This is a genomic window from Massilia pinisoli, assembly GCF_024753285.1.
In the GTDB taxonomy this organism is placed as follows: Bacteria; Pseudomonadota; Gammaproteobacteria; order Burkholderiales; family Burkholderiaceae_D; genus Telluria; species Telluria pinisoli.
Genome location: NZ_JANUGW010000009.1, coordinates 120110 through 146038 on the forward strand (window position 1 = coordinate 120110; position 25929 = coordinate 146038).

Genomic DNA, 25929 nt, shown 5'->3' on the forward strand with positions numbered 1-25929 from the left:
GCGATCGTTGGGGCGTCACGAGCCCAGCTTGATTTCACCCTAACGGAGTAATATGGACATCAAGAAAAGCCTGCTGCTTTCAATGGCAGCATGGAGCACGCCAATATGGGCCCAGACGTGCCAGCCCAGTGCGATCACTCCCTACCTCAACATCAACGGTACCACCGCATGGACGACGCAGTCCTCCGCGTCGGTGAACACAGGCACGACCGTCGTTCTCGGACCGCAGCCATTCAACGGCACCTGGTCATGGAGCGGGTGCGGCACCTCGGGCTCCTCCCGCGAACAGACCGTCAAGCTCACCAACGGCGGCACCAGCGCCAGCACCTGCACGGCCACCGCCACCTTCACCAACTCCTGCGGCGCGAAAACCACCCAGAACTTTACCTTCAAAATCTGGCCGGCACCGGACGCCAATGCCGGCAAGTTCATCAAGGTCGACCAGTTCGGCTACCCGACCAACGCCAGGAAAATCGCGGTGCTGCGCACACCCAAGGTCGGCTTCGATGCGAGCGGCCCAAGCTTCTGGCCCCAGCAGCTCAGTGTGGTGAACTCCGACACCGGCGCCAGCGTGATGACCTTCTGGCCGACGGAATGGAACAACCGGGCCACCGACCCCGACTCGGGCGACCAGGTGTGGTACTTCGACTTCAGCAGCGTCACCACACCGGGCACGTACGAGATCGTCGATTCCGGCGGCGCGCGCTCGGCGCGCTTCGTGATCAACGACAACCCCTACCGCAACGTGCTGATCCAGGCCGTACGGATGTTCTATTACCAGCGCCTCGGCCAAGAGAAGAGCGTGGGCAATGCCGGTGCGAACTGGGCCGACGGCGCCAGCAACATGGGGCCGGGACAGGATCCGCAGGCGCGACGTTTCCTCGACAAGAACAACGCGGCCACCGCGCGCGACGTGCACGGCGGCTGGGCCGACGCCGGTGACTTCAACAAGTACACCAGCTGGGAAGCCGGCTATGCCCAGGAGTTGATGGACGCCTATGTCCAGAATCCGACGGTCTTTACCGACGACTTCAACATCCCCGAGTCGTACAACGGCATCCCGGACATCCTCGACGAAGCGAAGTATGGCCTGGACTACCTGAAGCGCTTGCAGAACGCCGACGGCTCGGTGCTGTCGATCGTCGGCGTCGGCGGTGCCAGCCCGCCATCGGCCGACACCAGCCCCAGCTATTACGGCGATGCCAGCACGTCGGCCACGCTGGCGGCGGCCGCGGCCTTCGCGGAGGGCGCCAAGGTCCTGGGAAGCCTGAACAATTCGTCGCTGACGTCGTATGTACAAGACCTGCAGCAGCGCGCCATCAATGCCTATAACTGGGCAGTGGCGAACCCCAGTGTGATCTTCTACAACAACGATGGCAACCACGGCACCGCCGGCCTCGGCGTCGGCCAGCAGGAGACCGATGACGCCGGGCGCGTGATACTGCGCATGGTGGCGGCCATCAAGCTGTTCGCCCTCACTGGAAATACCGCCTACCGCGACTATGTCGACGCACACTACACCTCGGCAGATTGGTACAAGAACTGGTCGCTGTCGGGGTACAGCGCGGGCAGTGCACGCCCCTTCCTGTACTACGCTTCGCTGCCCGGTGCGACCGCGACCACGGCCAGTGCGATCCGCCAGCAGTACATCGGCATGATGAACCGCTCCGACTACGACAACTGGGGGGCCATCGATGCGCAGCGCGACGCATACCGCGCGAAGACCGGCTACACCTGGGCCAGCAACTCGACCAAGGCCAACGAGGGCACGCTGTTCGCGGAAGAAAGCTATTACGGGATCAGCACCCACACGGCCGACCAGGACGCCAGCGCCGCGCTCGACTACGTGCACTACCTGCACGGCGTGAATCCGTTGGGCAAGGTCTATCTCAGCAACATGTACAGCTTCGGCGCCGAAAATTCGGTGAACCAGCTCTGGCACACCTGGTTCTTCGACGGCACCAAATGGGATGACGCCAAGAACTCGCTCTACGGCCCGGCGCCGGGGTATCTGGTCGGCGGCCCGGCCGGCGACCAGTGGAACTGGGATCCCGGCTGCCCGAACGTGTCGTCGCAATGCGGCTCGACCCGTCCGACGCCGCCGTACGGCCAACCGGGTACGAAGTCCTACCTCGACTTCAACACCGGCTGGCCGCTGAACTCGTGGTCGATCTCCGAGCCCTCGAATGGTTACCAGGTGGCATACATCCGCCTGCTGGCGCGCTTCGTGAAGTGAGTCGTCCATGAGCCCCGCACGGATCGTTGCTCCATAACGGCGGGTGGCGCCTTCCCGCGCAGCGGACAGCCTCCGCTGCCGGGCTGGCGCCCCTTCCGCCGCCTGCAGGCAACGGGCACGCGTTGAAGCGATCGACGTAATGGCACGCCGTCCTTTGTCCGCTGGGTCAGCGTTGGGGAAGAAGGATCGCGGCCCCGCCGCCGGTTACCGAGCCCGCGACGTCATCCTTGCCGGCACCGACGGCACGGCGCTGGACGACGTGGCGGAGCTATTCCGCCACAACCGGCACCGACGGGAGCGCCGGTACGGCCCGGACGTCGATCGTAGTCTCGAACGGCTTCAGGCCGCCCGACGCGGCGCGCAGGACGAGACTGCCCGAGCCGGCGCGCCGCCCCTGCAGGATAACCTGGGCCAGTCCGTTGTACATCGTGACCTTGCTGGCTTTCTCCGGCTCGTGGCTGTTCGGGTCGCCATTGCCGACGCCGATGATCGCACCGGGGCCACTGACTTCCAGCGCGACGGCGAGGTTCGCGGTGGGCACGGGCCGGCCTTGCGCGTCGATGGCCTCGACAGTCACCGGGACGGCGTCGCGGCCATCGCCGGACAGCGCGTTCCGGTCCGGCGTGAGTCGCAACGCCACGGGCTCCCCGGTAGTCTCCACGGCGAAGCGCGCGACGTTGCGTCCATCCTTCTGCGCGACCGCTTCGAGCCGGCCTGGGGCCCAGGGCACCTGCCACTCGACCATCTTGAAGGGATCGACCTTCTTGTCCCCGACGAGTTTGCCGTTGAGGTAAAGCGCCACCGTGTCGGCGTTCGTCGCCGCCAGCACCTTGATCGGTTGCCCCTCCTTGCCCGCCCAGTTCCAGTGCGGCACCAGGGTCAGCACCGGCCTGTCCTTCACCCACAGCGCCTGCCGCACGTAGAACTCGGTCTTCGGAAAGCCGCACAGGTCCAGCGCGCCGAAGTGCGAACTCGCGGACGGCCAGCCGTAGGGCGTCGGTTCGCCGCGGTAGGCAAACCCCGTCCAGGAGAAGCCGCCGGCGAACGTCGGCTGCCGGGCAATCGCTTCCCATGCGCCGCGGGCCGTGCTGGTCGCCGCCCAACCCGGATAGACGTCATCGTACGAGGCCACGACCTTCGCCCAGTCGGTCGTGTACTCCCCGCGCGTCATGACCTGGGACGTGTCTTCCGTGCTGACGATGGGCTTGTCGGGATAGGCCGCGCGTATCCTGTCGTAGTCGTCGGCCTGGTAATTGATGCCGACGACGTCCAGGCTCTGCGCGGCGTTCTTCGGGTTCGCCTTGCCGTCCGGCCCGAGCTGTCCCTTGTTCTGCGCGCCGGTCGTGGGCCGCGTGGTGTCCAGCTGCTTGACCACCGCGTTCATCACGCGCGCGATCTCCATGCCCTCTTCGTTGACCTCGAGCCCCTCCTCGTTGAACAGGCTCCACAGGATCACGCTGGGGTGGTTGCGGTCGCGGCGCACGAGCCACCGGAGTTGTTCAAGGTATTCCGGCGAGGCGTTGAAGTGCCGGGTCTCGTCCATCACGAGCATGCCCAGGCGGTCGGCGGCGTCGAGCAATTCCTTCGCAGGCGGGTTGTGCGCCGTGCGGTAGGCGTTCGAGCCCATCTCCTTCAGTTTGCGCAGGCGGAAGTCCCAGAGCGCATCCGGCACGGCGACGCCGACGCCCGCGTGGTCCTGGTGATTGCTGGTGCCCTTGAGCTTCAGGGGCTGGTCGTTGAGCAGGAAGCCCTTGTGCGCATCGAAGCGGATCGTGCGGAATCCGACGCGCGTATCCGCGGCGTCCACCGGCGTGCCATCGCGCAGCGCGGTGGTCCGCACCGTGTAGAGAGTCGGTGCATCCACGGACCAGAGCCGCGGTGCCGTCACCGGCACGGCGACCTTCACCACCGCGGCGCCCTCGGGGGCGATACGCACCGGGGCGGAGCGGCCGCCCGCGACCCGCCGGCCCGCGGCATCGAATACCCCGACGTCCACCGCGGCCGAGGCGACGCCGACGCCGGTATTGGCCAGCGTGACCTCGGCGGGAATCACCCAGCCTCCACGGACATCCTTGACGGGATTGGCATACACGCCGTCGGTGGCGATGTGGATCGGGCTGCGCTTGACGAGCCACGTGTGGCGATAGATGCCGCCGCCTTCGTACCACCAGCCCTCGGTGTCCTCGGCATCCACCCGCACGGCGACCGTGTTGATGGCGCCGTCGCCGTAGCGCACCATCGGCGTCACGTCGATCTGGAACGACGCATAGCCGCTGAAGTTGTGATGGACTTCGGTGCCGTTGAAGTAGACGGTGCAGTGCGTCGCCACGCCATCGAATTGCAGCTCGATGTTCTTGCCGCGATCGGACGCGGGCAGCGTGAACGTGCGCCGGTACCACGCGATGCCGCGCGGACGATAGCCCTGCTGCTTCAGGGCCTTCTCGTCGAACGGCTGCTCGACGACCCAGTCATGCGGCAGGTCGACCCGCTGCCAGCCCCTGTCGTCGTAGCCGCGCGCCGCCGCGCCCCAGGCGCTGCCCGCCTTCGCGCCGTGATAGGTGATGTCCGGCCCGTACAGGTTGACGCCCTGGCCGCCGGCGAACGAATCGCGCGCGATGTCGCCGAGGTGGAACCGCCATCCCTCGTCCAGCGACAGGGTTTGCCGCAACGCGGCGGGAGACGCCGTGCCGGCGGATGCGGCCCGCACCGCAGGGTGCAGCGCGGCCAGACACAGGGTCAGGACAACAAGAATCGATAAGCGGTTCATCGTGGGGGTATGGTCGACTATGAAAAAATGCCAGTCAGCGCGGACTGACTGGCATCAGGCACGTAGCCTGCGCGTGCCATTGCGGCGTGCGGATCAGACCCGGCGACGGCGCGCGAGACCGAAGGCGGCCATGCCGCCCATCAGCAGCGGCAGTGTGCCGGGTAGCGGCACGGTGCTCGCGGCGTCCACGTCGACGTTGGCGATCGCGTTGGCCGCGCCCGAGGTGAAACGCAGCTCGGTGATGCCGTTCAGCGCCGTGTCCCAGGTACCGCCGCCTTGCAGCAAAGCCTGCAGTGTGCCGTCGGTCGACAGCGCACCGCCGACCGTGTAATAGTCGAAGCTGCGCAGGTCGAACTGGCCGCCGCCGATGCGGGTCAGCGTCACGAAGGTGTTGGCGCCGTTTTCAAAGCCGTCGTGCCAGTTGTAGGTCTGCGAGTCGAACGTGCCGTCGCCGACGTGGGCCGCGCCGGCTGCCGCGCCCGGCGCGTTCAGCGTGACGCGGAAGCCCGACTCTTCGTACACGAGGTTGGTACCGTCGTAGTGCATGTTGGCGGCCAGCGGGAAGCCGTCGCCGTACATCGACTCGGTCAGGCTGTCGAACGTCAGGACGGTGGCGCCGGCGTTGGCGGCCGCGACGCCCAGTGCGAGAGCGGCCAGGATTGCTTTCAGTGTCATTGGAATGTCTCCGTATCGATTGGATTCGCAAGCCGGTCCCGCGCCCGATGCGCGGGACCGGCGCGTGCATCAGTAGGTGAACAGCACGCCGCGGGCGGCGCCGGCGAAGTACACGCGACCGGGCACGGTCTGGTCGGCGGCGAGAAGGCCGATGCCGGCGTACTGGTGCAAGTCGTCGTTGTAGCGGGTCCAGTTCACGCCGCCGTCATCCGAGCGGTACAAGCCCCACTGCCCGCTGATCACGCCCGCGATGTAGATCGACGCCGAGTACTTCGCGCCGACGGGCGCCTTGCCGAGGGCGATCGACGTGGCGCCGAAGATCTTCGGCTGGAAGTAGTTGTTCGGGTCGGGGATCGACTGTGTCACGTTCAGCTTGGTCCAGTGCGCGCCCGAGTCGGTCGAGTGCAGGATGGTGAAGCCGTCCACCACCCAGACGTCGCCTTCCGCGTTCGGGTTGACGGCGACCGACGTCTCCTGGAACGAATTCAGCGAGGCGCCGCTGGTCGCGAACGTCGTGCTTTCGGTGAACGTGTGGCCGCCGTCCGTGGACGTGAAGAAGTGCGTCGCACCGCCCCACTGCATCCACCACGAGCCGCCCGAGTCGTACGCATAGACCTTGTTCGGGTTCTTGCGGTCGGCCACGACGTGGTAGCCGCGCGAGATCCCGGCGCTGGGCAGCGCGGGCAGGTTCGTGTAGGTCCACGTGTTGCCGTTGTCGGCCGTCCACGCCGGCACCGATTCCGCCGGCGCCCACACCGCGTTGCCGGCCTTCGTGACGGCGATGCTGGCCGTTTCCGACTGGTGCGCCTTCGCGTCCGGGTGGTTGGTCGCGAACGCGGCCCAGGTCACCCCGGAGTCCATCGAGTAGGCGCCGAGGTTGTCCGGCTGGCCCCAGGTCGCGGCACCGATGGTGGCGATATAGGCCGGGTTGGACCATGCCGTGTCGACGCCGAACGTGCTGCTGAAGCCCCCAGGCGCGCGCGTCGGGTGCTTGGTGAGTTCCGTCTGCACGAAGGTCCCGACGTCGAGGCCGCTACGGAGCAGCGTGTAGTTTGCGCCCGCCGGCGGCGTCATCAGGGCCTTCGACGCGACTTCCTCGATACCGTCGTTGGGGAAGGTCCACGTGGGCGTCGGATCCGACGCGTTGCGCGTCTCCACCACGCCGCCGCCCGTCACGTGCAGGATGCGGTCCTTGTTGTTCGGGTCGATCTCGACGTCGTCCACCCAGCCCGAGAAGCCGCCGTCGGCCGGAACGTGCGGCATCATCGCGGCGATTTCGCGCCAGGTGGCGCCGCCGTCGTCGGACAACTGCACGACCGACTGGCCTTGCCAGTTGCCCCACGAATTGGTCACGCCCAGCGCGATGCGCGTGTTGGCGCCCGTGCCGTACACCGACAGGCCGCCCATGCCGAAGCTGGACCACTGGGTGTCGTCGTAGCGCTTCAGCAGGGTCCAGTTCGTACCGTCGAACTTGTACAGCCGCGCCGGGCCGTTCGCGCCGGGGCCGATGCCCTTCGTGAACGCCACGTACATCACGCCATCTTTGGCGCGCACCATGTGCGGGATGACGAAGCCCGCTACGTCCGCCGGGGTCGCGATGCCGGTCCACGACGCGCCGCCGTCGGTCGTCTTGTACAGCGCGTAGTTCAGGCCCGCCACGCCCGCGTAGTCCGGCGCCACCGCGGTGTAGATGGTCTGCGTGGCGCTGCCGGTGCCCTTGGTGTTGGTGTCGAAGATCACCTGCTCCACGCCGACCGGGCTGCTCCAGTAGGTCGCGTCGACCTGCGCCTGGGTCATCTTCGCCGGCGACAGCGACGTTACCTGGCTCCACGTCTGGCCTCGGTCCGTGCTCTTCCACAGGCCGGCCGTGCGCGTGCCGTAGAACAGGATGGTCGGGTCGTTCGGATCGACCATCAGGCGTTCGCCGACGGCGCGCCCCTGGTTGTTGCTGCCCGCGGAGAACGGCAGTTCGACGTGGGTCCAGTGGTCGCCGCGGTCGGTGGAGATGTACAGCCGCGCGTGGCCATCGGCCGAGTCGTACATGCCGCCGCTCATGTAGACGCGCTGGTCGTCGTTCGGGTCGAGCGCCATCGTTTCGCTGCCGTGGTAGCCGCCCTCGTCGGGGCCGAAGCCGTCCGTGATCGCGATCCAGCTCTTCGTGGCCGCATCCCAGCGGTAGGCGCCGCCGACGTCCGTGCGCGCATACAGCACGTCCGGGCTTGTCGGGTGGAAGATGAGGCCCGGCACGTAGCCGCCGCCGCCGAATTTCACGCTCGCGAACCGGGCCGTCTTGATGGTGGGGCTCGCGGCGCCGATGGTGCCCGCGAGCACGGTGCTGCCGCTGCCATGATCGGCATCGCCGCCGCCGCAGCCGGCCGCCAGGCCCGCCACGATGCCGGCGAGCGCGATGAGTCGCATCTTCTGCATGCTTGTGTACTCCATGATGATTGTTATGAGGTGCCGGCCTTGCGCGCCACGTCCCCCGGGCACACCCGATCGCCGGTGTCCGACCGCCGGAAAATCGTCCGATGCTCGCGGCGTTGGAGACATTCTGTGAACATGCCGGGCCCGCGGCAATGACGAAAAACCTCAAGTTGCCAACGAAATACCGGAATCGCCGGCGCTGCATGATGAAATCCGTCGGCCAGTGGAAAAAATCTTCCGACCCCGTCACGCAGCGGCGCCGCGTGCCCGCGCCGGTGCTAGCATTCGCGCGCGCATCGTGCGCCGCCCACAACCCATTCGAACACGCATATGACTTCTCGACACCTTGCCAGGAACGCCCTCGCGGCGGCCGTGGCGCTGACGCTTGCCCTGCCCACCCTGCCCGTACTCGCCGCGCAGGCGGCACCCGCCGCACGGGCCCAGGCCCTGCTGGCCCGCATGACCCTGGACGAAAAGGCCGGCCTGCTGCAATCCACGTCGCCCGCGATCGCGCGGCTCGGCATCCCCGCCTACAACTGGTGGAGCGAAGGCCTGCACGGCGTCGCGCGCGCCGGCAACGCCACCGTGTTCCCGCAGGCGATCGGCCTGGCCGCCACGTGGAACCACGCGCTCGTCGAGCGCGTGGCGGATACCGTCGCCACGGAATTCCGCGCCAAGTACCTGGAGACCGTGCATCCCGACGGCGGTTCCGACCTGTACCGCGGCCTGACGGTATGGTCGCCGAACGTGAACATCTTCCGCGACCCGCGCTGGGGCCGCGGCCAGGAGACCTATGGCGAAGACCCGTACCTGACGTCGCGCATGGGCGTGGCCTATATCCGCGGCCTGCAGGGTCCCGATGCGGGCGCGCCGAAGGTCTCGGCCACCGTCAAGCACTTCGCCGTGCACAGCGGGCCCGAAGCGGACCGTCACCGCGAAGACGTCCATCCTTCCCCGCGCGACTTGACGGAAACCTATCTGCCCGCGTTCCACGCCGCCGTGACGGAAGCGCATGTGCTGTCCCTCATGTGCGCCTACAATGCGGTCGACGGCATGCCAGCGTGCGCCAACGGCCCGCTGCTCAAGGACCTGCTGCGCGACACGTGGAAATTCCAGGGCCACGTCGTGTCCGACTGCGGCGCCATCGCCGACATCCACTCGGACTGGGCGCACCACTACGTCGACACACCGGAGCGCGCGGTGGCGGCGGCCATCAAGACCGGCACGGACGTGATGTGCGAATTCGGCGGCAGCCCGACGGCCAATCCCGCCACCACGGTGCGCGCCGTCAAGCAGGGCCTGCTGGCCGAGGCCGACGTCGACCGCGCCGTGCTGCGCCTGCTGGAAGCACGCATCCGCCTGGGCCTGCTCGACAAGCCGCAGCCGTTTGCCGGCATCACGGCCAAGGACTACGACACGCCGGCCGACAAACGCCTGAACCTGGAAGCGGCACGCCAGTCGCTCGTGCTGCTGAAGAACGACGGCCTGCTGCCCTTGAAGACGACACCGCGCCGCATCGCCGTGATCGGCCCCAACGCCGACAGCGTCGATGCACTGCTCGGCAACTACAGCGGCACCCCGTCGAAACCCGTCACGGTGCTGGCCGGCCTGCGCGCCCGCTTCCCACAGGCTCAGGTGACGTTCGTCGAAGGCACGGGCTGGGTGGCGCCGCCGCTGCAGGACGTGCCCGCGGACGCGATGTGCCTGGACGCGGACTGTGCCCATCCTGGTGTCAAGGTGGAACGGTTCGGCAACGTCGACCTGGCCGGCACGCCCACTGCGGTCGAGACGGGCAAGCAGGCGGCATTCCAGTGGGGCTGGCCGGACCGGTTCGACCGCAAGACCTCGACGCGCTGGAGCGGCTACCTGCGCGCCGGCGAAAGCGGTCCGCATCACCTGCGCCTGAAGGGCGGCCAGGGCTATCGCATTCGTATCGACGGCCATCTCGTCACGGACCTGTGGGACATCGCCTGGCCGACGTCCAACACGCCGGTCGAACTCGCGGCCGGCAAGGTCTACAAGATCGAGATCGAGGCCCGGCAACTGGGCTGGGACGGCGAGCAGAAGCTGCAATGGACGCGGCCCAGCTTCGACGACACGGCCGCGCTGGAAGCGGCCCGCAACGCCGACCTCGTCGTGTACGCCGCCGGCCTCACGTGGCAACTGGAAGGCGAGGAGATGTCGGTCAACGCACCGGGTTTCGCCGGCGGCGACCGCACGAGCCTCGACCTGCCCGCCCCGCAGGAAGCGCTGCTGGAACGCCTGGGCGCCCTCGGCAAGCCGCTGGTGCTCGTCAACATGAGCGGCAGCGCCGTCGCACTGAACTGGGCCGCGGGCCACGTCCCGGCCATCATCCAGGCGTGGTATCCGGGCGGCGAAGGCGGCCAGGCGGTGGCCGAACTGATCGCGGGCGACTTCAGTCCCGCCGGCCGCCTGCCGGTGACCTTCTACAAGTCCGCTGCCGACCTGCCGCCGTTCAAGGACTACGGCATGCAGGGCCGCACGTATAAATACTTCAAGGGCGAGCCGCTGTACGCGTTCGGCCACGGCCTGTCGTACACGCACTTCTCGTACAAGCTCGCGGCGCCGGCGCCGAAGGCGGTGTGCGCCGGCTGCGCAGTGAACGTCGCCGTCGACGTGAAGAACGACGGGGCGCGCGCCGGCGATGAGGTGGTGCAGGTCTACGTCGCCCGGCCAAAGGCCTCCGCGGCGCCGAACCGCACCCTCGTCCGCTTCGCCCGCGTCACGCTGCAACCGGGAGAAAAGCGCCGCCTGACGTTCGACCTCGACGGCAAGGCCTTGAGCACGGTCGATGCGGCCGGCCAGCGCAGCGTGGAGGCGGGTCCGGGCACCGTCTGGGTCGGTGGTGGACAGCCGGGCGGCCAGGCCGCCGGCGTCGGGCTGAAGGTCGATGTGAAGGGGCATCGAAGCCTGCCGCAGTTCTAGCCGTAGCGTGGGCACGGGGTGCCCACCCTACGACCGGGTTATTCCTGCACGGCGACGACCACGACGGACTTCGCCGGCAGGTGCAGCACCAGCCGGCCGTCTGAGGCCTTCGCATCGAACGGCACCGGCGCGACGGCGGCCGGTGTCGCGAACGTGTTGTGCGCATCCATCGCGGCGGCCGTCAGCACCGCCCCCGTCGCCCCACGCGCGCCGGCGCCGCCCACGGCCACCGTCACATCCGCCTGCTCGTGCGGGTTCGTGTTGACGAGCGCGAGGACCAACTTGCCGTCCTTGGAGCGCGCCGCCGACGCGCTGACCGCGGGGATGTCCACGTCGCCGAACGCGTACGATGGATTGTTCGCCAGCCGCACGGGCACCGACACGGCATCCTGGAACGGCACGTACATCCTGAAGACGTGATAGGTCGGCGTCAGCACCATCCTCGCCCCATCCGTGCGTACCATCGCCTGCAACACGTTCACCATCTGCGCGATGCTCGTCATGCGCACGCGGTCCGCGTGCGCGTGAAAGATGTTGAAATTGAGCGCCGCCACGAGCCCGTCGCGCAGCGTGTTCTGCTGCTGGAGGAAGCCCGACTTGCTGCCCTCTTCCGCGTCGTACCACGTGCCCCATTCGTCGACGGCGAACATCAACGTCTTCTGCGGGTCGTGCGCGTCCAGCTTCGCGACGTTGGCGGCGATGAAGCCCTCCATGCGCTGCGTCTGCTTCAGGGTCTCGATCCAGCGGCTTTCGTCGAACCCGGTCGCGCCGTACTTGCCGTTCTTGTCCGCGCCGGGCGACGTGTAGTAGTGGAACGAGATGCCGTGGGCACGCACGCCCCAGCCGTAGATGTGCTGGCTCAGGTAATCCGTCCAGCTCGTGTCGTCGTCGTGGCCGCCGGCCGCGATGAATTGCGTGTCGCCTGCCGGATGCAGGAACGTCGCATAGCGCCGGTAGGCGTCTGCGTACTGTTCCGGCCGCATGTTGCCACCGCAGCCCCAGGCCTCGTTGCCGATGCCGAAGAACGCGACCTTGTACGGCGCCGGATGGCCGTTGCGGGCACGCAGCCGCGCCAGGCTGGAGGCGCCGTTCGCCGTCATGTACTCGACCCATTCCGCCATTTCCTGCACGGTGCCCGTGCCGAGGTTGCCGTTGACGTAGGCGTCGGCGCCGAGCTGCTCGACGAGGTCGAAGAATTCGTGCGTGCCGACGGCGTTGTCCTCGTCGACGCCGCCCCAGTGCGTGTTGATCCGCATGGGCCTGCGCGCGCGCGGGCCGATGCCGTCGCGCCAGTGGTACTGGTCCGCGAAGCAGCCGCCCGGCCAGCGCACCAGGGGCACGTGAAGCGCCTTCAGCGCGGCCACGACGTCGTTGCGCCAGCCGCGCGTGTTGGGAATCGTCGAGTCCGGGCCGACCCACAGGCCGCCGTAGATGCCGGTGCCGAGGTGTTCGGCGAACTGGCCGTAGACGTATTTGCTGATGACGGGACCCGGCTTCGCCGCGTCGATCGTGACGCCGACCTCCACCGCCGCGGCCGTGGCACCGGACGCCGCCATCACACAGGCGGCAAGAACAGATAAAGTCGTGTTCTTCATGCTGGTCATGGATGGTTCAATAGGTGCGCAGACGGATTTTCAGGATGGTCGGCCGCCCCGTGAAGTTGAGGCCGTGGTCGGTCTGGTCGCCGTTCCAGTTGCGCTCCATGACCCATTTTCCGTGCGCGTCGAAACGCCCTTCCTCGACGCGCGCGAACATGAAAGGCTTGCCGGCGTTGGCGCCGGCGGGCCAGAAGTGCAGGCGGATGTGCTGGCCGACCACGACGAACTCGTCGTCGCCGATCTGCGCCATCGCCATGCTGCCCGACGGCGATTCGGTGCCCGGCGGGATGTCGGCCAGGTTGATCGGATCGGGTTGGCTGCCCAGTTGCCACTGGCGGAACGACGCGGTGACGCCCCAGTTCTTCATTTCCAGCGGCTGCGGCTTGCGGTCGTCGCCTTCCGCCATGCCGTACGTGCGCCCTTCCAGCGCCCACCGGCCCCATAGCGGTGCGAGCGAACCGAACACCTCGTAGATCTGGCCGAACGGTTCGGCCATCGTCTTGTCTTTCTGCTTGGCGCCCAGCGGATAATTGCTGTAGTCGGCATAGTCGACACCGAACGGCGACACGCCGATGGCGCCCCGCCCCAGGATCTGCAGCAGGTAGCGCGCATAGTGCTGCGCGTTGCCCATCTCCGGCACGAACAGCGCGTTGTCCGGACGCTGGAACTGCGTCAGGACGGCGCTCACCTTGTGCGATTCGCCGATGTAGATGTCGGGTGCCGCGATGTCGATGTGCGGGGCGGCGGCCTTGTAGATGTCGACGACGTCGTAGCCCGGGCCGCCGCTGGCGAAGTTGCCCTTCCACGGCGCCAGCGGCTCGACCGGGTCGCGCAGCGCATTGTTGACATACATCGGCAGGTCGTACACGGCGCGCCCTGCCTTTGCGACTTCCTCGATGTAGCGAGCAATCGCATAGGCGTGGAAGTACTCGTCGGCGTACGGGCCGTAGACTTCGGACCACGTGCCGCTGGCCGCGCCCGGTACCGGCGATTTTTTGTGCACCAGGACCGCCTGCGGCACCGGCTGGCGGAACGCCGCCTCGGCCTGCGGGCCGAAGTCGCGCACCGTGCCGTAGGTGCCGACTTCGTTCTCGACCTGCACCATGATGACGGTGCGCTTGGCCTCGTCGATCTTCTTCAGGTGGGTCATCAACGCCACGAACGCCCGGGTGTCGGCCTTCAGGGTCTGTTCGCTCAGCGGCGTCAGGCAATAGCCGGTCTTGCCGTCCTTGTCGACCATGCGCGGGAAGCGCCGGTTGTCGAACTTGACCCATTCCGGCGTGTAGGCGGGCCCCGTATTCTTCCAGGTGCCGAACCACAGCAGCACGAGGCGCACGCCTTTCTGGCGCGCCTGGGCCACCAGCGTGTCGACGTAGCTGAAATCGAACCTGCCTTCGACGGGTTCGATCTGTTCCCAGGCGACCGGGATCTCGAGCGTGTTCGCATGGACGTCCTTGACGGCAGCCCAGACTTTGTCGAGCGCGCCCGGATAATTGCTGGAATTGTGGGCCTGCACGCCCAGGATCGTGTAGGGCTCGCCGTCGACCATCAGCGCATAGCGGCCATCGCTCTGCACCAGGCGGGGAATGGGTGCGTTCTTCGACGCGGTTGCGGCGCCCGCGTGCGTGGCGGAGAAGGCAAGCGCGCAAGCTGCGGCGAGCAGGTGTTGGGAGGTTTTCTTCATGCGATCGGATACCACTGGGTTGAATGGAAAAACCTCGCGCGACCGGCGACGGTCGCGGGAGGCCTGTCCCGGAAGGGAGCAGCTTAGAACGAGTAGTTCAGCTGCGCATTGAACGTGCGCCCCGTGTAGAACGCGTTGTGCAGTTTCATGCCGACCTGCTGCTGCATGTACTGCTTGTAGATCTGGTTCGTCAGGTTGCCCACCTGGCCGCCGAGACGCAGGTTCTCCGTGAGCTTGTACTGGAAGCCGAAGTCGAGCTGGCCGTACGCGCCACCCCAGGTCGGCAGGCCGTAGTTGACCGAGTACGCCTGGCCGAAGTTCGGGCTGTCCGGGTTGCGGTCGATACCCTCGCCGCCGGCCGTACCGTACGCATTGGTCGACTGCAGGTACTTGTCGCGCCAGCTGTACGCCAGGCGCATCGACAGCGCATCCTTCTCGTACAGCAGTGCCACGTTGTACGACGTGCGCGACAGGCCCGTCAGCGGCATGTTGCCGAACACCTTGCCGTCCGTGTCGCAGCCCTGCAGGTTGCGGATCGTGTTGGCAGTCAGCGTGTCCTTCGGCGTGCACCAGGTACCGTTGATCGGATCGTGGTACGACGTACTGCTGTCGATGTACGTGAAGTTGCTCGACACCCCGAGGCCGGACAGCAGGCCGGGCAGCTTGTCGAAATAGGTCTGGAAGCTGGCCTCGATGCCGCTGACGCGGGCGTCCATGCCGTTGACGGGTCCGGTGACCATGAAGTCGTACGTCTTTCCGGTGACGTCGTTCAGCGGGTAGACCGTCGTCTGGTTGATGATGATGTCCTTCAGCTTCTTGTTGAACACGCCGAGCGTCGCCGAGCTGGCGCGGCCGAAGTAGTACTCCGCCGTCAGGTCGAGGTTCGTGGACATGACCGGCCGCAGCGACGTATTGCCGCGCAACTGGCCGTTGTACGAGATCGAGTCGAGCACCGGCTGCTGGTTATCACCCGGCGGCGTGTGCGTCTTGATGTCCATGCCCAGCGTCGTGTACGCCTGCAGCAAGTAGAAGTCCGGACGCGCCATGCCTTTCGACAGGCCGAGGCGGAATTGCAGTTCGTCGCTGGCCTTCAGGCGCAGGTTCAGGCTCGGCAGCACGCGGGTGTAGGTGCTCTCGAAGGTCTGCTTCTGCGACTGCGCCGGAATGTCCGGCACGCCCGGTTGCAGCGGCTTGTTCGGCGGGGTGAACAGCGTGTAGCCGATCGACTTCGGATTGGTCCGCACGACGCGCACACCCACATTGCCGTCGATCGGATACGCCAGCTTGTCGTACGCGAAGCGCAGCTGGGCATACGCGGCCTGGGAACGCTCGTGCTGGTCGTTCAGGCCCTGCGCGTCGCCGAACTTGGGCGGCTTGTAGCTGCAGTCGTTGTTCCGGCCGGTGGCGTTGGCTTCATTGCACAGCAACGTGTAGAACTCATGCAGCTTCGTGATGGCGTCGACCGAATCGGTCAGCGCCCTGTCCGGCACGATCACCGGCGCCGGCGCCGCCATGCCGCCACCGAAGAAGTTGTTGAACTGGTGCAGGTTGAAGTCGCGGGCGAAGCGCGGGTCACCGAGGCCGGCGAACTGGGCCAGCGGCTGCCACGACTGCGTGCCGACCGCCCAGCCTTGCGAGATCTGGGTCCATTCGGAATCGTGGGTGGACTGCGTCACCGCCGAGCGATCGGTCACGCGCACGCCGAAACTCAGGTCGTTGAAGATCGGACCGTCGAACGTGTACTTGGCATCGAGGCGCGCCGTGTTCATCTGCGCCTTCGCCACGTCGTGGTGAACCTGGGTGAAGCCCCAGTAGTAGTGCGACGGATCGGCGAGGTAGGCCTGCGACGACTGGTCGAAGGTGATCGACGGCTGGCCGCCGCGCAGATCGACCGTCTGCCCCGGCACCCAGCCACCCAGGCCGACCGTGTTGTCGTAGCCGTCGGTCGTGGCCTGCACGTGCTGCAGGTCGGCCTTGACGGTCCATGCATCGCTGGCGCGCCACGACCCCGACCACGACACGTCGCGCGTGTCGGACGTACGGCCGCTCGCGCGCGCATCGGTGCCGAAGCCCAGGCCCGTGCCGAAGCCCGGACCGCTGTTGGTCGGATCGCGCAAGGTGCCCGTCAGCAGGGCGCCATGGTCGTCGAACGTGGCGCCCGGGTCCAGCTGCAGCGTGGCCGGGTTCGTACCGCCGAAGTAGGAATTCTCGTCGGAGTGCTGCTTGTACCTCGACCGCAGGAACGTCACGTACGAACTGAAGTCGCCCTTCTTCCACTGCAGCGCGCCGTACAGGCCGTCGCGGGTGCGGTCGAAGGTGTTCTGGCCCCAGCTCGCGGACGGGGTGACCCACACGCGCTTGCCGGGCACGAGGTCGTCGCGCGAAATGTACGGCGCGATCGACAGGCTGTCGCTCTGGTTCGCGCCCTTCGAACGCGAGAGGTCGATCAACACGCCGACCTGGCCGAAGCGCGTGTCCCAACGGTCCGAAAACAGACCGGACACAGATGGCGGCGTCGTCTTCTGACGCAGCGAGGAACGGGAGACCTCGGTCGAGAACGCGACCTTGCGGCCCTTGGCATCGAACGGCAGCGCCGTGCGCAGGTTGACCAGGCCGGCGATGCCGCCTTCGATCTGCTCGGCGGAGGGGTTCTTGTACACGTCGACGCCGGCCAGCAGTTCGGGCGGCACGTCCTCGAAGCTCAGCGCGCGCCCGCCGTTGGCGGAGAAGGCGTCGCGGCCGTTGAATTCGGAGCGCACCTGACCCGCGCCCAGGCCGCGGATCGACACGCCGGTGCCTTCGGCCGCGTAGTGGTTGATACTGTCGCCCACGCCCTGCTGCGGATCGACCCGGTTCAGCGTACGGTCGATGCTCACGCCGACGATGCGCTGCAGGACTTCCGTCACCGACTTGTCCGGCAGCTTGCCGATGTCGTCCGCAACAACCGAGTCGACGATCTCGTCCGAGTTCTTCTTGATGTTCTGCGCCGATTCGAGCGCTGCGCGCTGGCCGTGCACGACGACCTGGGTCGCTTCGGTCTGGGCCAGCACGACGCCGCTTGTCATCAACGCCAGCTGCGCGACGCCGATGGCGATCGCTGTTTTCCTGATAGTCTTCACCTTGGTCTATCTCCGTTTTTATCTTGGATGATGTCGCGGCTGTTTTGCGGCGCCGGGTTGGATCGGTCGCACGATGTCTTTGGTTTTGCCGTCGAACTATTTCATTCTGATTGCCGGTGTTTCGTGCGGCAATCATGAAATCCCTCAAACAATCAACGAAAACAAGGGATCGTTCGCGGCGCACGCGGCCGAAAAAAAGGGCGGCCAGAGCCGCCCCGAACCCACTTGATCGCGGGAGGAGATCGCAATGAAATCGGGGAGCGGGACCGCGCTGGCGCGCTGCCCGATCCGGCACGATGTGCAATACGATGACATGATTGTACGAACGGCTTGGCGGCGCCGCCACAACGAAATCCATCGATGGGACGGTGAAATTCCGTGGTGGCCGGCGTGAAAGAAGGCGCCGCGAGCGCGGCGGGCCGCTACGATCCCAGGTCGGCCGGCGTCGCTTCGCGCAGCTTGCGGAAGGTCTTGGGCGTGCAGCCGTATTCTTCCTTGAACAGCTTGTTGAAGTAGGAGACGTTGCGGTAGCCGACCGCATAGGCGATTTCCGCCACGCTGCTGTCTTCCTTTTCGCCCAGAAGGCGGGCCGCCTCGGTCAGCCTGAGCTTGTTGAGATAGGTGGAGAACGTGAAGCCAAGCTCAGCCTTGAGGATCTCGTTGATCTTGTTTCTGCTGATACCGAGCGTGCTCACCATGGTCTCGACGTCGAGTTCCGGGTTCGGATACGCCGTCGCCATGAAGCGCAGGATGGCACTGTGCTCCTTGTCCCGGTGCAGGTCCTGGGACAGTTGCTGGTAAGCGACCAGCGGCAGGTCACGCCGCACCTTGTCTTCGACGTCCACGAGCAAGGCCTGGGTGTGCCGCCGGAAGAACCAGAACGCGTAGGCGGGCCACGCGATGATCATGAATGCCCAGAACAAGTACATATATCGCATGTCGCGGCCGATCAGAGTCACGTTCTTGATCTGCACCTTGGACAGCACGCCGAACGGACTCTGGAACGTGTTGCCGAAGCAGAGCTTTGCGACCTTCGTCGGCGCCAGCTCCTGCTGCGCGAGGCTCAGCTGGTGTGTGCCGAACCACCACTGGTCGGTTCTGAGACGCGCGAGGTCGAGCTCGAGGTGCTCACCCCGTTCGTTGCAGAAGTAATAGGAATAGGCGAGCCGGTACGTCGTGTAATCGCCGGGGACGGACACATTGTCCTCGAACATCAGGAGGCCGAACGCCAGCGTGTTGGTGGGCGTGCAGGTGACATCGAAGGAAACGGCGCTGTAGCGCGACAGGTCGACGAGCGCGGGCTTGCCCGCATGGTCGAGGAACACCAGCTCGGCATTGGCGTACGGGTAATCCACCGCCTTCACCCCGGTGAATTCGAAACTCAGCGTGGACGTGTCGTCGACGAGCCTGATCGTCGAGCGTCCGCCCGTATCCTTGTCGGAACTGACACTGGTCCGCATCGCCACGCTGCGGTCCGCCGCGGGCAGCACGGTCATGCGGATGTACGTGCAACGCATACAGATGAAGCCGATGAGAACGCTTGCGACCATCAAGGCCAACAGCCCCGTGAGCGCCTTATTGTAGAAACTCTGCATTACGGTGTTACTGCCCCGGCAAATTTACGCTGACTGACATCGTACGAGCCGCCGGGGCAACGGGTCACCCTGGCGTCGTCAATATAATGACAGGTAGCATGTATATCTGTCGAGCGGGCTGTTGCGCGCCCGCAGTCGACGCGGCCGGGGGCAGGCACCGCGTCCGTCGGGACTACACGGCGATGACGCTGGCGTCGGCATCGTTGGCGGCACCGACGCAGACGGGCGCGTCATTCGCGGCACGCTGCTGATACTCGCGCGGCGTGCATCCCAACTCGCGCTTGAACACGGCGAATAGATATTGCATTGACGTAAATCCGCAACGATGTGCGACCTCGGCCACGCTGACGTCGCCCCGCGTCAGCAACGCGGTCGCCGCTTCGAGCTTGAAGCGCAGGATTTCATCGTGCACGCTGCACGCGAGCTCTTGCTGGAAATATAACTCGAGCGTCGAGCGCGACACGCCGACGTAATCGGCCACCTGGTCGCCTTTGATGCCCTGACAGGCATATTGACGAATAAAATGCCGGGCACGCATGACGCGCGGATTCTTGATCGGCCGGTGGGCGCTCGACGACAGCACGTTGATACCGGCGGGCGGCACGAGGATGCGCTTGCATTCTAGATAAGTGCCCTCGAGCAACTGATGGAGCATGCGGGCCGCCGTCCGGCCCATTTCCTGGGTCCCCTGGATCACGGAGCTGAGCGGGATGCACGACAGCATGCGCGCGAGGGGATCGTTGTCGATGCCGATGATCGCGACCTGTTCCGGGACGGCGATGTTTGCGCTCTGACAAGCTTGCAGCAGTTGCCGCGCCCGCGCGTCCGTGACCGCAATGATGCCGACCGGCTTGGGCAGGCTGCGCAGCCACTCGACCTGCTGCGCGACGACGTCGTCCCACGACGACTCCGCATGCGCTTGTCCGCGGAAGATGGCGACATCGAGCTTGTCGCGCCGCATCAAACTGGCGAACGCCTTTTCGCGTTCGTGCGCCCAGCGGTGTTCGATGCCGTTGGGCAAGGAAAACAGTGCGAAATGACGCAAGCCGACGTCGATCAGGTGCGTGTAGGCGAGATTGACGAGCTTAAAATTATCGGTCGCGACATAGGGGATGCCGACGGGATAATCGGCGTCGTCGGCATACGAGCCGCCTACCCCGACGACGGGGACCCGGCTGCCCGACAAGGCTGACGCGACCGCCGGATCATCGAAATCCGCGATGATGCCGTCGCCTTGCCAATTAGCAAGACTGGGCAGGCGGAGGCGGAAGTCGTCTTCCACGAACAATTCCCACGATGCCCGCCTGCTCGATAGGTACCCGGCGATGCCGGCGATGATCTCCCGATCGAAAACCTTGTTTGCGTTGAACAGCAGCGCGATCCGATGCGTCTTAGAAGTCGTCATGCAAGTCTCCACGTTGCGTCCTGTCCGGACGTCTCTAGTGCAACCAGCCGGCTCCGCAGCGTGACAATGCTTCGGAGCAAGCCCTTCCGCTTACGTGGGAAAGTATATTTTTCGGGTAAGGGTCTCCCCGTAAAAGTATTTTTCGATTTCCTAGGAGGATTCAAAAAGTTGAAGTTTCGCGCGGAAAAATTGTTATTTCGCCCGGGGCCGGGTGTCGCGCGCGCGCGATCGGCGGCGGCGGCGCGACACGCTGCGGAGATAGTTCCTCATAGCAACTCCGAGTTTCGGAGGGCGCCAAGCGTCATCGATGCAAGCTTGTTATGATCGAACTCTTTACACAAAGGAGAGCCTGATGAGCATTTCCCTGTACACGGTTTCCGTGCCCGTCTTCCGCCAGATCCTCGGCAGCCTGGCGGCCATCCTGGCGAAGGCGGAAGCGCACGTCGATGCGAAGAAGCTTGACCCGAACGCGCTGCTGCAGGCGCGGCTGTTCCCGGACATGTTCCCGCTGGTGCGGCAAGTCCAGCTGGCGACGGATTTCGCCAAGGGCGCGGGCGCGCGCCTGGCGGGCATGGAAGTGCCCCGCTACGACGACGTCGAGACGGATTTTGCGGGCTTGCAGGCGCGCCTGGAAAAGACGCTGGCGTTCCTCGACACGGTCGCGCGCGAAGCCGTCGACGCAGGGGGCGAGCGCGACATCACGATCGGCACCGGCGACAACAAGCGCCAGTTCAAGGGCGAGGTCTATTTATTACACTACGCGCTGCCGAACTTCTATTTCCATGCCACGACGGCATACGACATCCTGCGCCATAACGGGCTGGAGATCGGGAAACGGGATTTCGTCGGGACGTTCTGAGGAATCAGGTGTTGCGGCGCGGATAGCCCTGCGCCAGGATCCGCTGCCACACGACTTCCTTCTGCTCGGCCGTCATCGAGACCCAGTGCGCGACCTCGACGACGGTCCGGCCGCAACCGCGACAGATGTCGTCGAACGTCGTGGAACAGACGGCGACACAAGGAGTGTCCGGCCGGATGGGCAACGGCCCGCCCTGCGCATCAACGGGCCGGGCCGACATCGAGCTTGTCCCAGCCTTCATGACCGAGCTTTTCCATGGTCTCGATATTCTTCTCGAAGATCTCGGCCGCGTCGGGGATCGCCTCCACGGCGCGGTCGATGCTGTCCTCGCGCAGCAGTTGCAGCGTCGGGTAAGGCGACCGGTTCGTGAAGTTCTCGATGTCGTTCGGGTCCGTGTCGGCGAACTGGTAGTCCGGGTGGAAGCTGGCGATCTGCAGCTCGCCGTCCATGGTCATGTCTTCGACGGCCGCGTCGGCCACGTCGAGGAATTCATTGAAGTCCAGGAAATCCTGCAAGACGTACGGGTGGATCAGCAACGTGGTGTCGACCTGCTCCGGATCCGTTTCCGCCAGCAGTTGCAATTCATCCATCAGCGTGTCCAGCAGCGACTCGGGGCTGCGCGCGTGCGACACGACGTAGCGGACCTGGTCCTTGACTTGCACGGCCTTGGCGAACGGGCACAGGTTCAGGCCGATGACGGCGCGGTCGACCCAGCGCCGGGTGGCGGCGACGATCGCTTCATCGTCCAGGTTCTCGTTGGCAGTGCTCATGTAACGCTTTCAAAAGAATAAACCCCGCATGCTGCGGAAACGGCACAAACCGCATGCTGCGGAGACGGCAATTGTACGCGCACTTTGCGTCCTCTCATAGAACGGCCGGCCCGCCGGGCTACCTTGACAACGTCCGCGCGCGCAGCTGGTATTACCCGCCGGTTGCGCGCCGACGGAAACCGATTTGACAATGCGGGCACCGGCGCAGCCGCCGCGAATTCCACGGTACCCCCTGGAGTATGCAGAAAAACGCTTGATATCTATCATAAAAAAAATTCCAAGGCAGGAACCATACTCCCCTCAAAAACGTCTTACCGCAGGTGACCGTTAGCAAAAAGAATAGACAAGGTTTTTTGTAACCGAGACGACTTATTTCTTGACTGGCCCGGTAACTGGTCCGTACACTCCGAGTTTACTCGTCAGTCCTGCCGTTCCTGGACGCAACACTGGAAAGCTATGAACGAAACGACTCGCTCCACTTACGCCCTGACCGTCGCGCTCCTGCTCGGACCCGCGCTCGGTCACGCCGCCGACAGCGCCCCGAGCCCGATCGCCCAGAGCGGCAGCACCACCACTAGTACGGCAGCGCTGACCAAGTCCATACTGCCGCAGGCGCTCACCCCGGCCAAGTCCGACGACTATAAAGATCCCGACCTGTGGGCCCGCATCCGCAGCGGCTACGCGATTCCCGACATCGACAACGCCCTCGTCGCCAAGCACGTCCAGTGGTATGCAAGCCGTCCCGATTACCTCGCTCGCACCTCCGGCCGCGCGTCGCTGTACCTGTACCACGTCGTACAGGAACTGGAAAAGCGCGGCATGCCGACGGAACTCGCGCTGCTGCCCGTCATCGAATCCGCGTTCAACCCGCAAGCGCTGTCGAACGCCGACGCGGCCGGCATCTGGCAATTCGTGCCCGGCACGGGACGCGACTTCAACCTGCAGCAGAACATGTTCAAGGACGAGCGCCGCGGCGTGCTCGCCTCCACGGACGCCGCCCTCACCTATCTGCAGCGCTTATATACGATGTTCGGCGACTGGCAGCTGGCGCTGGCCGCCTATAACTGGGGCGAAGGCAATGTGCAGCGAGCCATCCAGAAGAACCGCGCGCTGGGCAAGCCGACCGATTTCGAGAGCTTGTCCGAGCTGATGCCGACCGAGACGCGCAATTACGTGCCGAAGCTGCAGGCCGTCAAGAACATCATCGCGAATCCGGCCCAGTACGGCGTCGTGCTACCCGTGATCGACAACTCGCCGTATTTCGTCGCCGTCGACAAGACGTCCGACATCGACCTGGCCGTGGCCGCCCAGCTGGCCGAGATGTCCGTCGACGAATTCAAGGCACTGAACCCGCAATTCAAGAAGCCCGTCATCACGGGCGAATCCACGAAGATCCTGCTGCCCAAGGAAAACGCCGAGAAGTTCAACCTGAACCTCGCGCAATGGGGCCGCGCGCTGTCGTCGTGGACGACGCACAAGATCACGTCGGCACGCGAGAGCATCGCGTCGCTGGCCGCCAAGCTGGGCACGACGCCGGAAGTGATCCGCCAGGCGAACAATATCCCGCCGCAGATGCGCCTGAAGGCCGGCTCCACGATCCTCGTGCCGAAAACCACCGCCACGGCCGGCAACGACATCGCCGAGAGCATCGTCGAGAACGCGTCGATGGCGCTGGAAGCCGACCGCGGAGAATCGCGCCGCAGCCCCCACAGGCTGTCGGGTGCGCAGCGCATCAAGGCCAGCGCGGCCCATGCCGTGGCCGAGATCAAGAGCCGCGTGTCGCGAAGCAACAAGCCGGCCGTCAACGCGAACGGCCGCAAGCGCCGCTGATCGCGCGCCGTATCATCCCGACAACGCGACGGGCCCACGGCCCGTCCAATCGCGCACATACCGACGTGTGCCGTGCACGCTCTTCAAAAGTACGGTATAGTGTCGGTTGTGCGCTGCAATAAACGCGTTGTCATGCTCCGCGAGGGCAGCCCACCAAAGTCGTAAAGCAGTACAACCGCAGCATCGCAAGCCCAGGCATCCACGAAGTTGGGTGTCCTTTCATAAAGCCCTCCCGCCCTGCGTGCCGAAACAGGCACCGTCCCGGCGCAAAGCTTTTGTGCCGAAATTTCTTTCGTTTCAGAGTCATTTCGTATTGTTGGCTCGCGTTGCTATTTCGCGTTCCGCTCCGAATAGCGTGGACGCTCACTGATCCATACCGAAAGTACAGTACACATGAGTTTTGAAGCACTAGGTTTACACGCGTCCATCGTCAAGGCAGTCTTCCAGGCCGGCTATGAAAAGCCGACCCCGGTGCAGGCGGAGGCGGTGCCTGCGGCGATCGCGGGCCGCGATCTGCTGGTGTCGTCCCAGACCGGTTCCGGCAAGACGGCGGCATTCATGCTGCCCTCCCTGCACAAATTCGCTGAGACCGAACCGGCCGCGGCCGGCCGTACGCCCGCGCAGGATGCGCAGGCGGCACGCGCTCGTGGCGAGCGCGTCCGTTTTAAAGCAGCCCAGCCGAAAATGCTCGTGCTGACCCCGACCCGCGAACTGGCCCTGCAGGTGACCACTGCCACCGAGCAGTACACCGCGCACATGCGCCGCATCCGCGCCGTCTCGATCCTGGGCGGCATGCCGTATCCGAAGCAGATGCAACTGCTGGCCAAGAATCCGGAAATCCTCGTCGCGACGCCGGGCCGCCTGATCGACCACATGGAGTCGGGCAAGATCGACTTCTCGCAGCTCGAGATCCTCGTGCTGGACGAAGCCGACCGCATGCTGGACATGGGCTTCATCGAAGACATCGAGAAGATCGTCGCCGCGACGCCGGACACGCGCCAGACCATGCTGTTCTCGGCCACGCTGGATGGCGTCGTCGGCAACATGGCGCGCCGCATCACGAAGAACCCGCAAGTGATCCAGATCATGAGCGCGACCAATCGCCACGAGAACATCGTGCAGAAGGTTCACTTTGTCGACGACCTGTCGCACAAGAACCGCCTGCTCGACCACCTGCTGCGCGATGAAACCATGGACCAGGCCGTCGTGTTCACCGCCACCAAGCGCGATGCCGACATGATCGCCGACCGCCTGAACATCGCCGGCTTCGCGGCTGCCGCACTGCATGGCGACATGCACCAGGGCGCCCGCAACCGCACACTGGACAGCATGCGCCGCGGCCAGGTGCGTGTGCTCGTGGCCACCGACGTCGCCGCACGCGGCATCGACGTGCCGTCGATCACCCACGTGGTGAACTACGACCTGCCGAAGTTCCCGGAAGACTACGTGCACCGCATCGGCCGCACGGGCCGCGCCGGCCGCAACGGTACGGCCGTCTCGCTCGTGAACCACGCGGAAAGCATGAACGTGCGCCGCATCGAACGCTTCACCAAGCAGACGATCCCGGTCGATGTCGTGGAAGGTTTCGAGCCGAAGCGCTCGGCGGCACCCCGTTCGGGCGCGCGTCCGGGCTGGAAGCCGGGCGATGGCCGCGGCGGCAAGCCGGGTCAGCGCAGCTTCCACAAGCCGGCCGGTGAAGGCTACCGCGGCGGCGACAAGCCAAGCGGCCAGCGTGAAGGCGGCTATCGGGGCGATGCACCGCGCACCGACAGCGGCTATCAAGGCCAACGTCGCGAAGGCGGCTATCGCAGCGAAAGCGCACCGCGCGCCGACGGCGGCTATCAAGGCCAGCGTCGCGAAGGCGGCTTCCGCAGCGAAGGCGCCCCGCGCCGCGAACGCTCGGGCTTCGGCGCGCATCCGCGCTCGGCCGACTCGGCCCGCCGCACGTTCGGCGACCGTTGATCGCAGGGGCGCTTCGCCCCTTGCATGAACGAACAACCCCCGGCACCGCAATGCCGGGG

General features: G+C 65.7%; 15 protein-coding genes. 5 read left to right on the forward strand and 10 right to left on the reverse strand.

Features of this window, described 5'->3' with window-relative positions:
- The first annotated feature begins 82 nt into the window (after positions 1-82).
- A complete protein-coding gene (locus tag NX784_RS14335) occupies positions 83-2236 on the forward strand; it encodes a glycoside hydrolase family 9 protein (RefSeq protein WP_258817355.1) in 2154 nt (717 codons plus the stop codon).
- Positions 2237-2504: 268 nt separating this feature from the next.
- On the opposite strand, the gene galA is transcribed toward NX784_RS14335, so the two are convergent.
- The 3 genes from galA to NX784_RS14350 all read right to left on the reverse strand — a co-directional run bounded on the left by galA (position 2505) and on the right by NX784_RS14350 (position 8105).
- Positions 2505-5003, reverse strand: coding sequence for a beta-galactosidase GalA (gene galA / locus NX784_RS14340; RefSeq protein WP_258817356.1), 2499 nt, complete (start codon positions 5001-5003; stop codon positions 2505-2507).
- Between the two features lie 93 nt (positions 5004-5096).
- Entirely contained in the window at positions 5097-5678 is a 582-nt protein-coding gene (locus tag NX784_RS14345) for a VPLPA-CTERM sorting domain-containing protein (RefSeq protein ID WP_258817357.1), read from the reverse strand.
- A 69-nt stretch (positions 5679-5747) separates the two neighbouring features.
- The gene (locus NX784_RS14350; RefSeq protein ID WP_258817358.1) at positions 5748-8105 is read right to left on the reverse strand and encodes a dockerin; all 2358 of its coding nucleotides are present in this window, start codon (positions 8103-8105) and stop codon (positions 5748-5750) included.
- Between the two features lie 327 nt (positions 8106-8432).
- On the opposite strand from NX784_RS14350, the gene NX784_RS14355 reads away from it, so the two are divergent.
- Complete coding sequence (locus tag NX784_RS14355; RefSeq protein ID WP_258817361.1) at positions 8433-11048, forward strand: glycoside hydrolase family 3 C-terminal domain-containing protein; 2616 nt, start codon at positions 8433-8435, stop codon at positions 11046-11048.
- 38 nt (positions 11049-11086) lie between these two features.
- Here the strand turns inward: NX784_RS14355 and NX784_RS14360 are convergent, their stop codons facing one another.
- The 5 genes from NX784_RS14360 to NX784_RS14380 all read right to left on the reverse strand — a co-directional run bounded on the left by NX784_RS14360 (position 11087) and on the right by NX784_RS14380 (position 20449).
- On the reverse strand, positions 11087-12652 hold the full coding sequence (locus NX784_RS14360; protein WP_258817362.1) for an alpha-N-arabinofuranosidase: 1566 nt from the start codon (positions 12650-12652) through the stop codon (positions 11087-11089).
- Between the two features lie 7 nt (positions 12653-12659).
- A complete protein-coding gene (locus NX784_RS14365) occupies positions 12660-14330 on the reverse strand; it encodes a DUF5597 domain-containing protein (RefSeq protein ID WP_258817363.1) in 1671 nt (556 codons plus the stop codon).
- Positions 14331-14413: 83 nt separating this feature from the next.
- Positions 14414-17449, reverse strand: coding sequence for a TonB-dependent receptor (locus NX784_RS14370; RefSeq protein WP_258817364.1), 3036 nt, complete (start codon positions 17447-17449; stop codon positions 14414-14416).
- Positions 17450-17871: 422 nt separating this feature from the next.
- Positions 17872-18945, reverse strand: a complete 1074-nt coding sequence (locus tag NX784_RS14375; RefSeq protein WP_258817365.1) for a helix-turn-helix domain-containing protein — start codon at positions 18943-18945, stop codon at positions 17872-17874.
- Positions 18946-19216: 271 nt separating this feature from the next.
- Positions 19217-20449, reverse strand: a complete 1233-nt coding sequence (locus NX784_RS14380; protein WP_258817366.1) for a XylR family transcriptional regulator — start codon at positions 20447-20449, stop codon at positions 19217-19219.
- Between the two features lie 352 nt (positions 20450-20801).
- On the opposite strand from NX784_RS14380, the gene NX784_RS14385 reads away from it, so the two are divergent.
- A complete protein-coding gene (locus tag NX784_RS14385) occupies positions 20802-21308 on the forward strand; it encodes a DUF1993 domain-containing protein (RefSeq protein WP_258817367.1) in 507 nt (168 codons plus the stop codon).
- Positions 21309-21312: 4 nt separating this feature from the next.
- On the opposite strand, the gene NX784_RS14390 is transcribed toward NX784_RS14385, so the two are convergent.
- Positions 21313-21528 carry a DUF1289 domain-containing protein gene (locus tag NX784_RS14390; RefSeq protein ID WP_258817368.1) on the reverse strand — a complete coding sequence of 72 codons (216 nt, stop codon included), beginning with the start codon at positions 21526-21528 and terminating at the stop codon, positions 21313-21315.
- Complete coding sequence (locus NX784_RS14395) at positions 21509-22078, reverse strand: DUF1415 domain-containing protein (protein WP_258817370.1); 570 nt, start codon at positions 22076-22078, stop codon at positions 21509-21511. Before NX784_RS14395 ends, NX784_RS14390 begins: the two co-directional genes overlap by 20 nt.
- A gap of 456 nt (positions 22079-22534) precedes the next feature.
- Between NX784_RS14395 and NX784_RS14400 the strand changes: the two genes are divergently transcribed.
- Positions 22535-23908 carry a transglycosylase SLT domain-containing protein gene (locus tag NX784_RS14400; protein ID WP_258817372.1) on the forward strand — a complete coding sequence of 458 codons (1374 nt, stop codon included), beginning with the start codon at positions 22535-22537 and terminating at the stop codon, positions 23906-23908.
- Positions 23909-24301: 393 nt separating this feature from the next.
- Positions 24302-25870 (forward strand): DEAD/DEAH box helicase, encoded by a 1569-nt coding sequence (locus tag NX784_RS14405; RefSeq protein WP_258817373.1) that lies wholly within the window; start codon positions 24302-24304, stop codon positions 25868-25870.
- Positions 25871-25929: the final 59 nt, after the last annotated feature.

Coding starts and splice junctions, on each gene's coding strand:
- NX784_RS14335 (WP_258817355.1), top strand. CDS start 83: ATGGCAGCATGGAGCACGCCAATATGGGCCCAGACGTGCCAGCCCAGT.
- galA (WP_258817356.1), bottom strand. CDS start 5,003: ATGAACCGCTTATCGATTCTTGTTGTCCTGACCCTGTGTCTGGCCGCG.
- NX784_RS14345 (WP_258817357.1), bottom strand. CDS start 5,678: ATGACACTGAAAGCAATCCTGGCCGCTCTCGCACTGGGCGTCGCGGCC.
- NX784_RS14350 (WP_258817358.1), bottom strand. CDS start 8,105: ATGCAGAAGATGCGACTCATCGCGCTCGCCGGCATCGTGGCGGGCCTG.
- NX784_RS14355 (WP_258817361.1), top strand. CDS start 8,433: ATGACTTCTCGACACCTTGCCAGGAACGCCCTCGCGGCGGCCGTGGCG.
- NX784_RS14360 (WP_258817362.1), bottom strand. CDS start 12,652: ATGACCAGCATGAAGAACACGACTTTATCTGTTCTTGCCGCCTGTGTG.
- NX784_RS14365 (WP_258817363.1), bottom strand. CDS start 14,330: ATGAAGAAAACCTCCCAACACCTGCTCGCCGCAGCTTGCGCGCTTGCC.
- NX784_RS14375 (WP_258817365.1), bottom strand. CDS start 18,945: ATGACCGTGCTGCCCGCGGCGGACCGCAGCGTGGCGATGCGGACCAGT.
- NX784_RS14380 (WP_258817366.1), bottom strand. CDS start 20,449: ATGACGACTTCTAAGACGCATCGGATCGCGCTGCTGTTCAACGCAAAC.
- NX784_RS14385 (WP_258817367.1), top strand. CDS start 20,802: ATGAGCATTTCCCTGTACACGGTTTCCGTGCCCGTCTTCCGCCAGATC.
- NX784_RS14390 (WP_258817368.1), bottom strand. CDS start 21,528: ATGTCGGCCCGGCCCGTTGATGCGCAGGGCGGGCCGTTGCCCATCCGG.
- NX784_RS14395 (WP_258817370.1), bottom strand. CDS start 22,078: ATGAGCACTGCCAACGAGAACCTGGACGATGAAGCGATCGTCGCCGCC.
- NX784_RS14400 (WP_258817372.1), top strand. CDS start 22,535: ATGAACGAAACGACTCGCTCCACTTACGCCCTGACCGTCGCGCTCCTG.
- NX784_RS14405 (WP_258817373.1), top strand. CDS start 24,302: ATGAGTTTTGAAGCACTAGGTTTACACGCGTCCATCGTCAAGGCAGTC.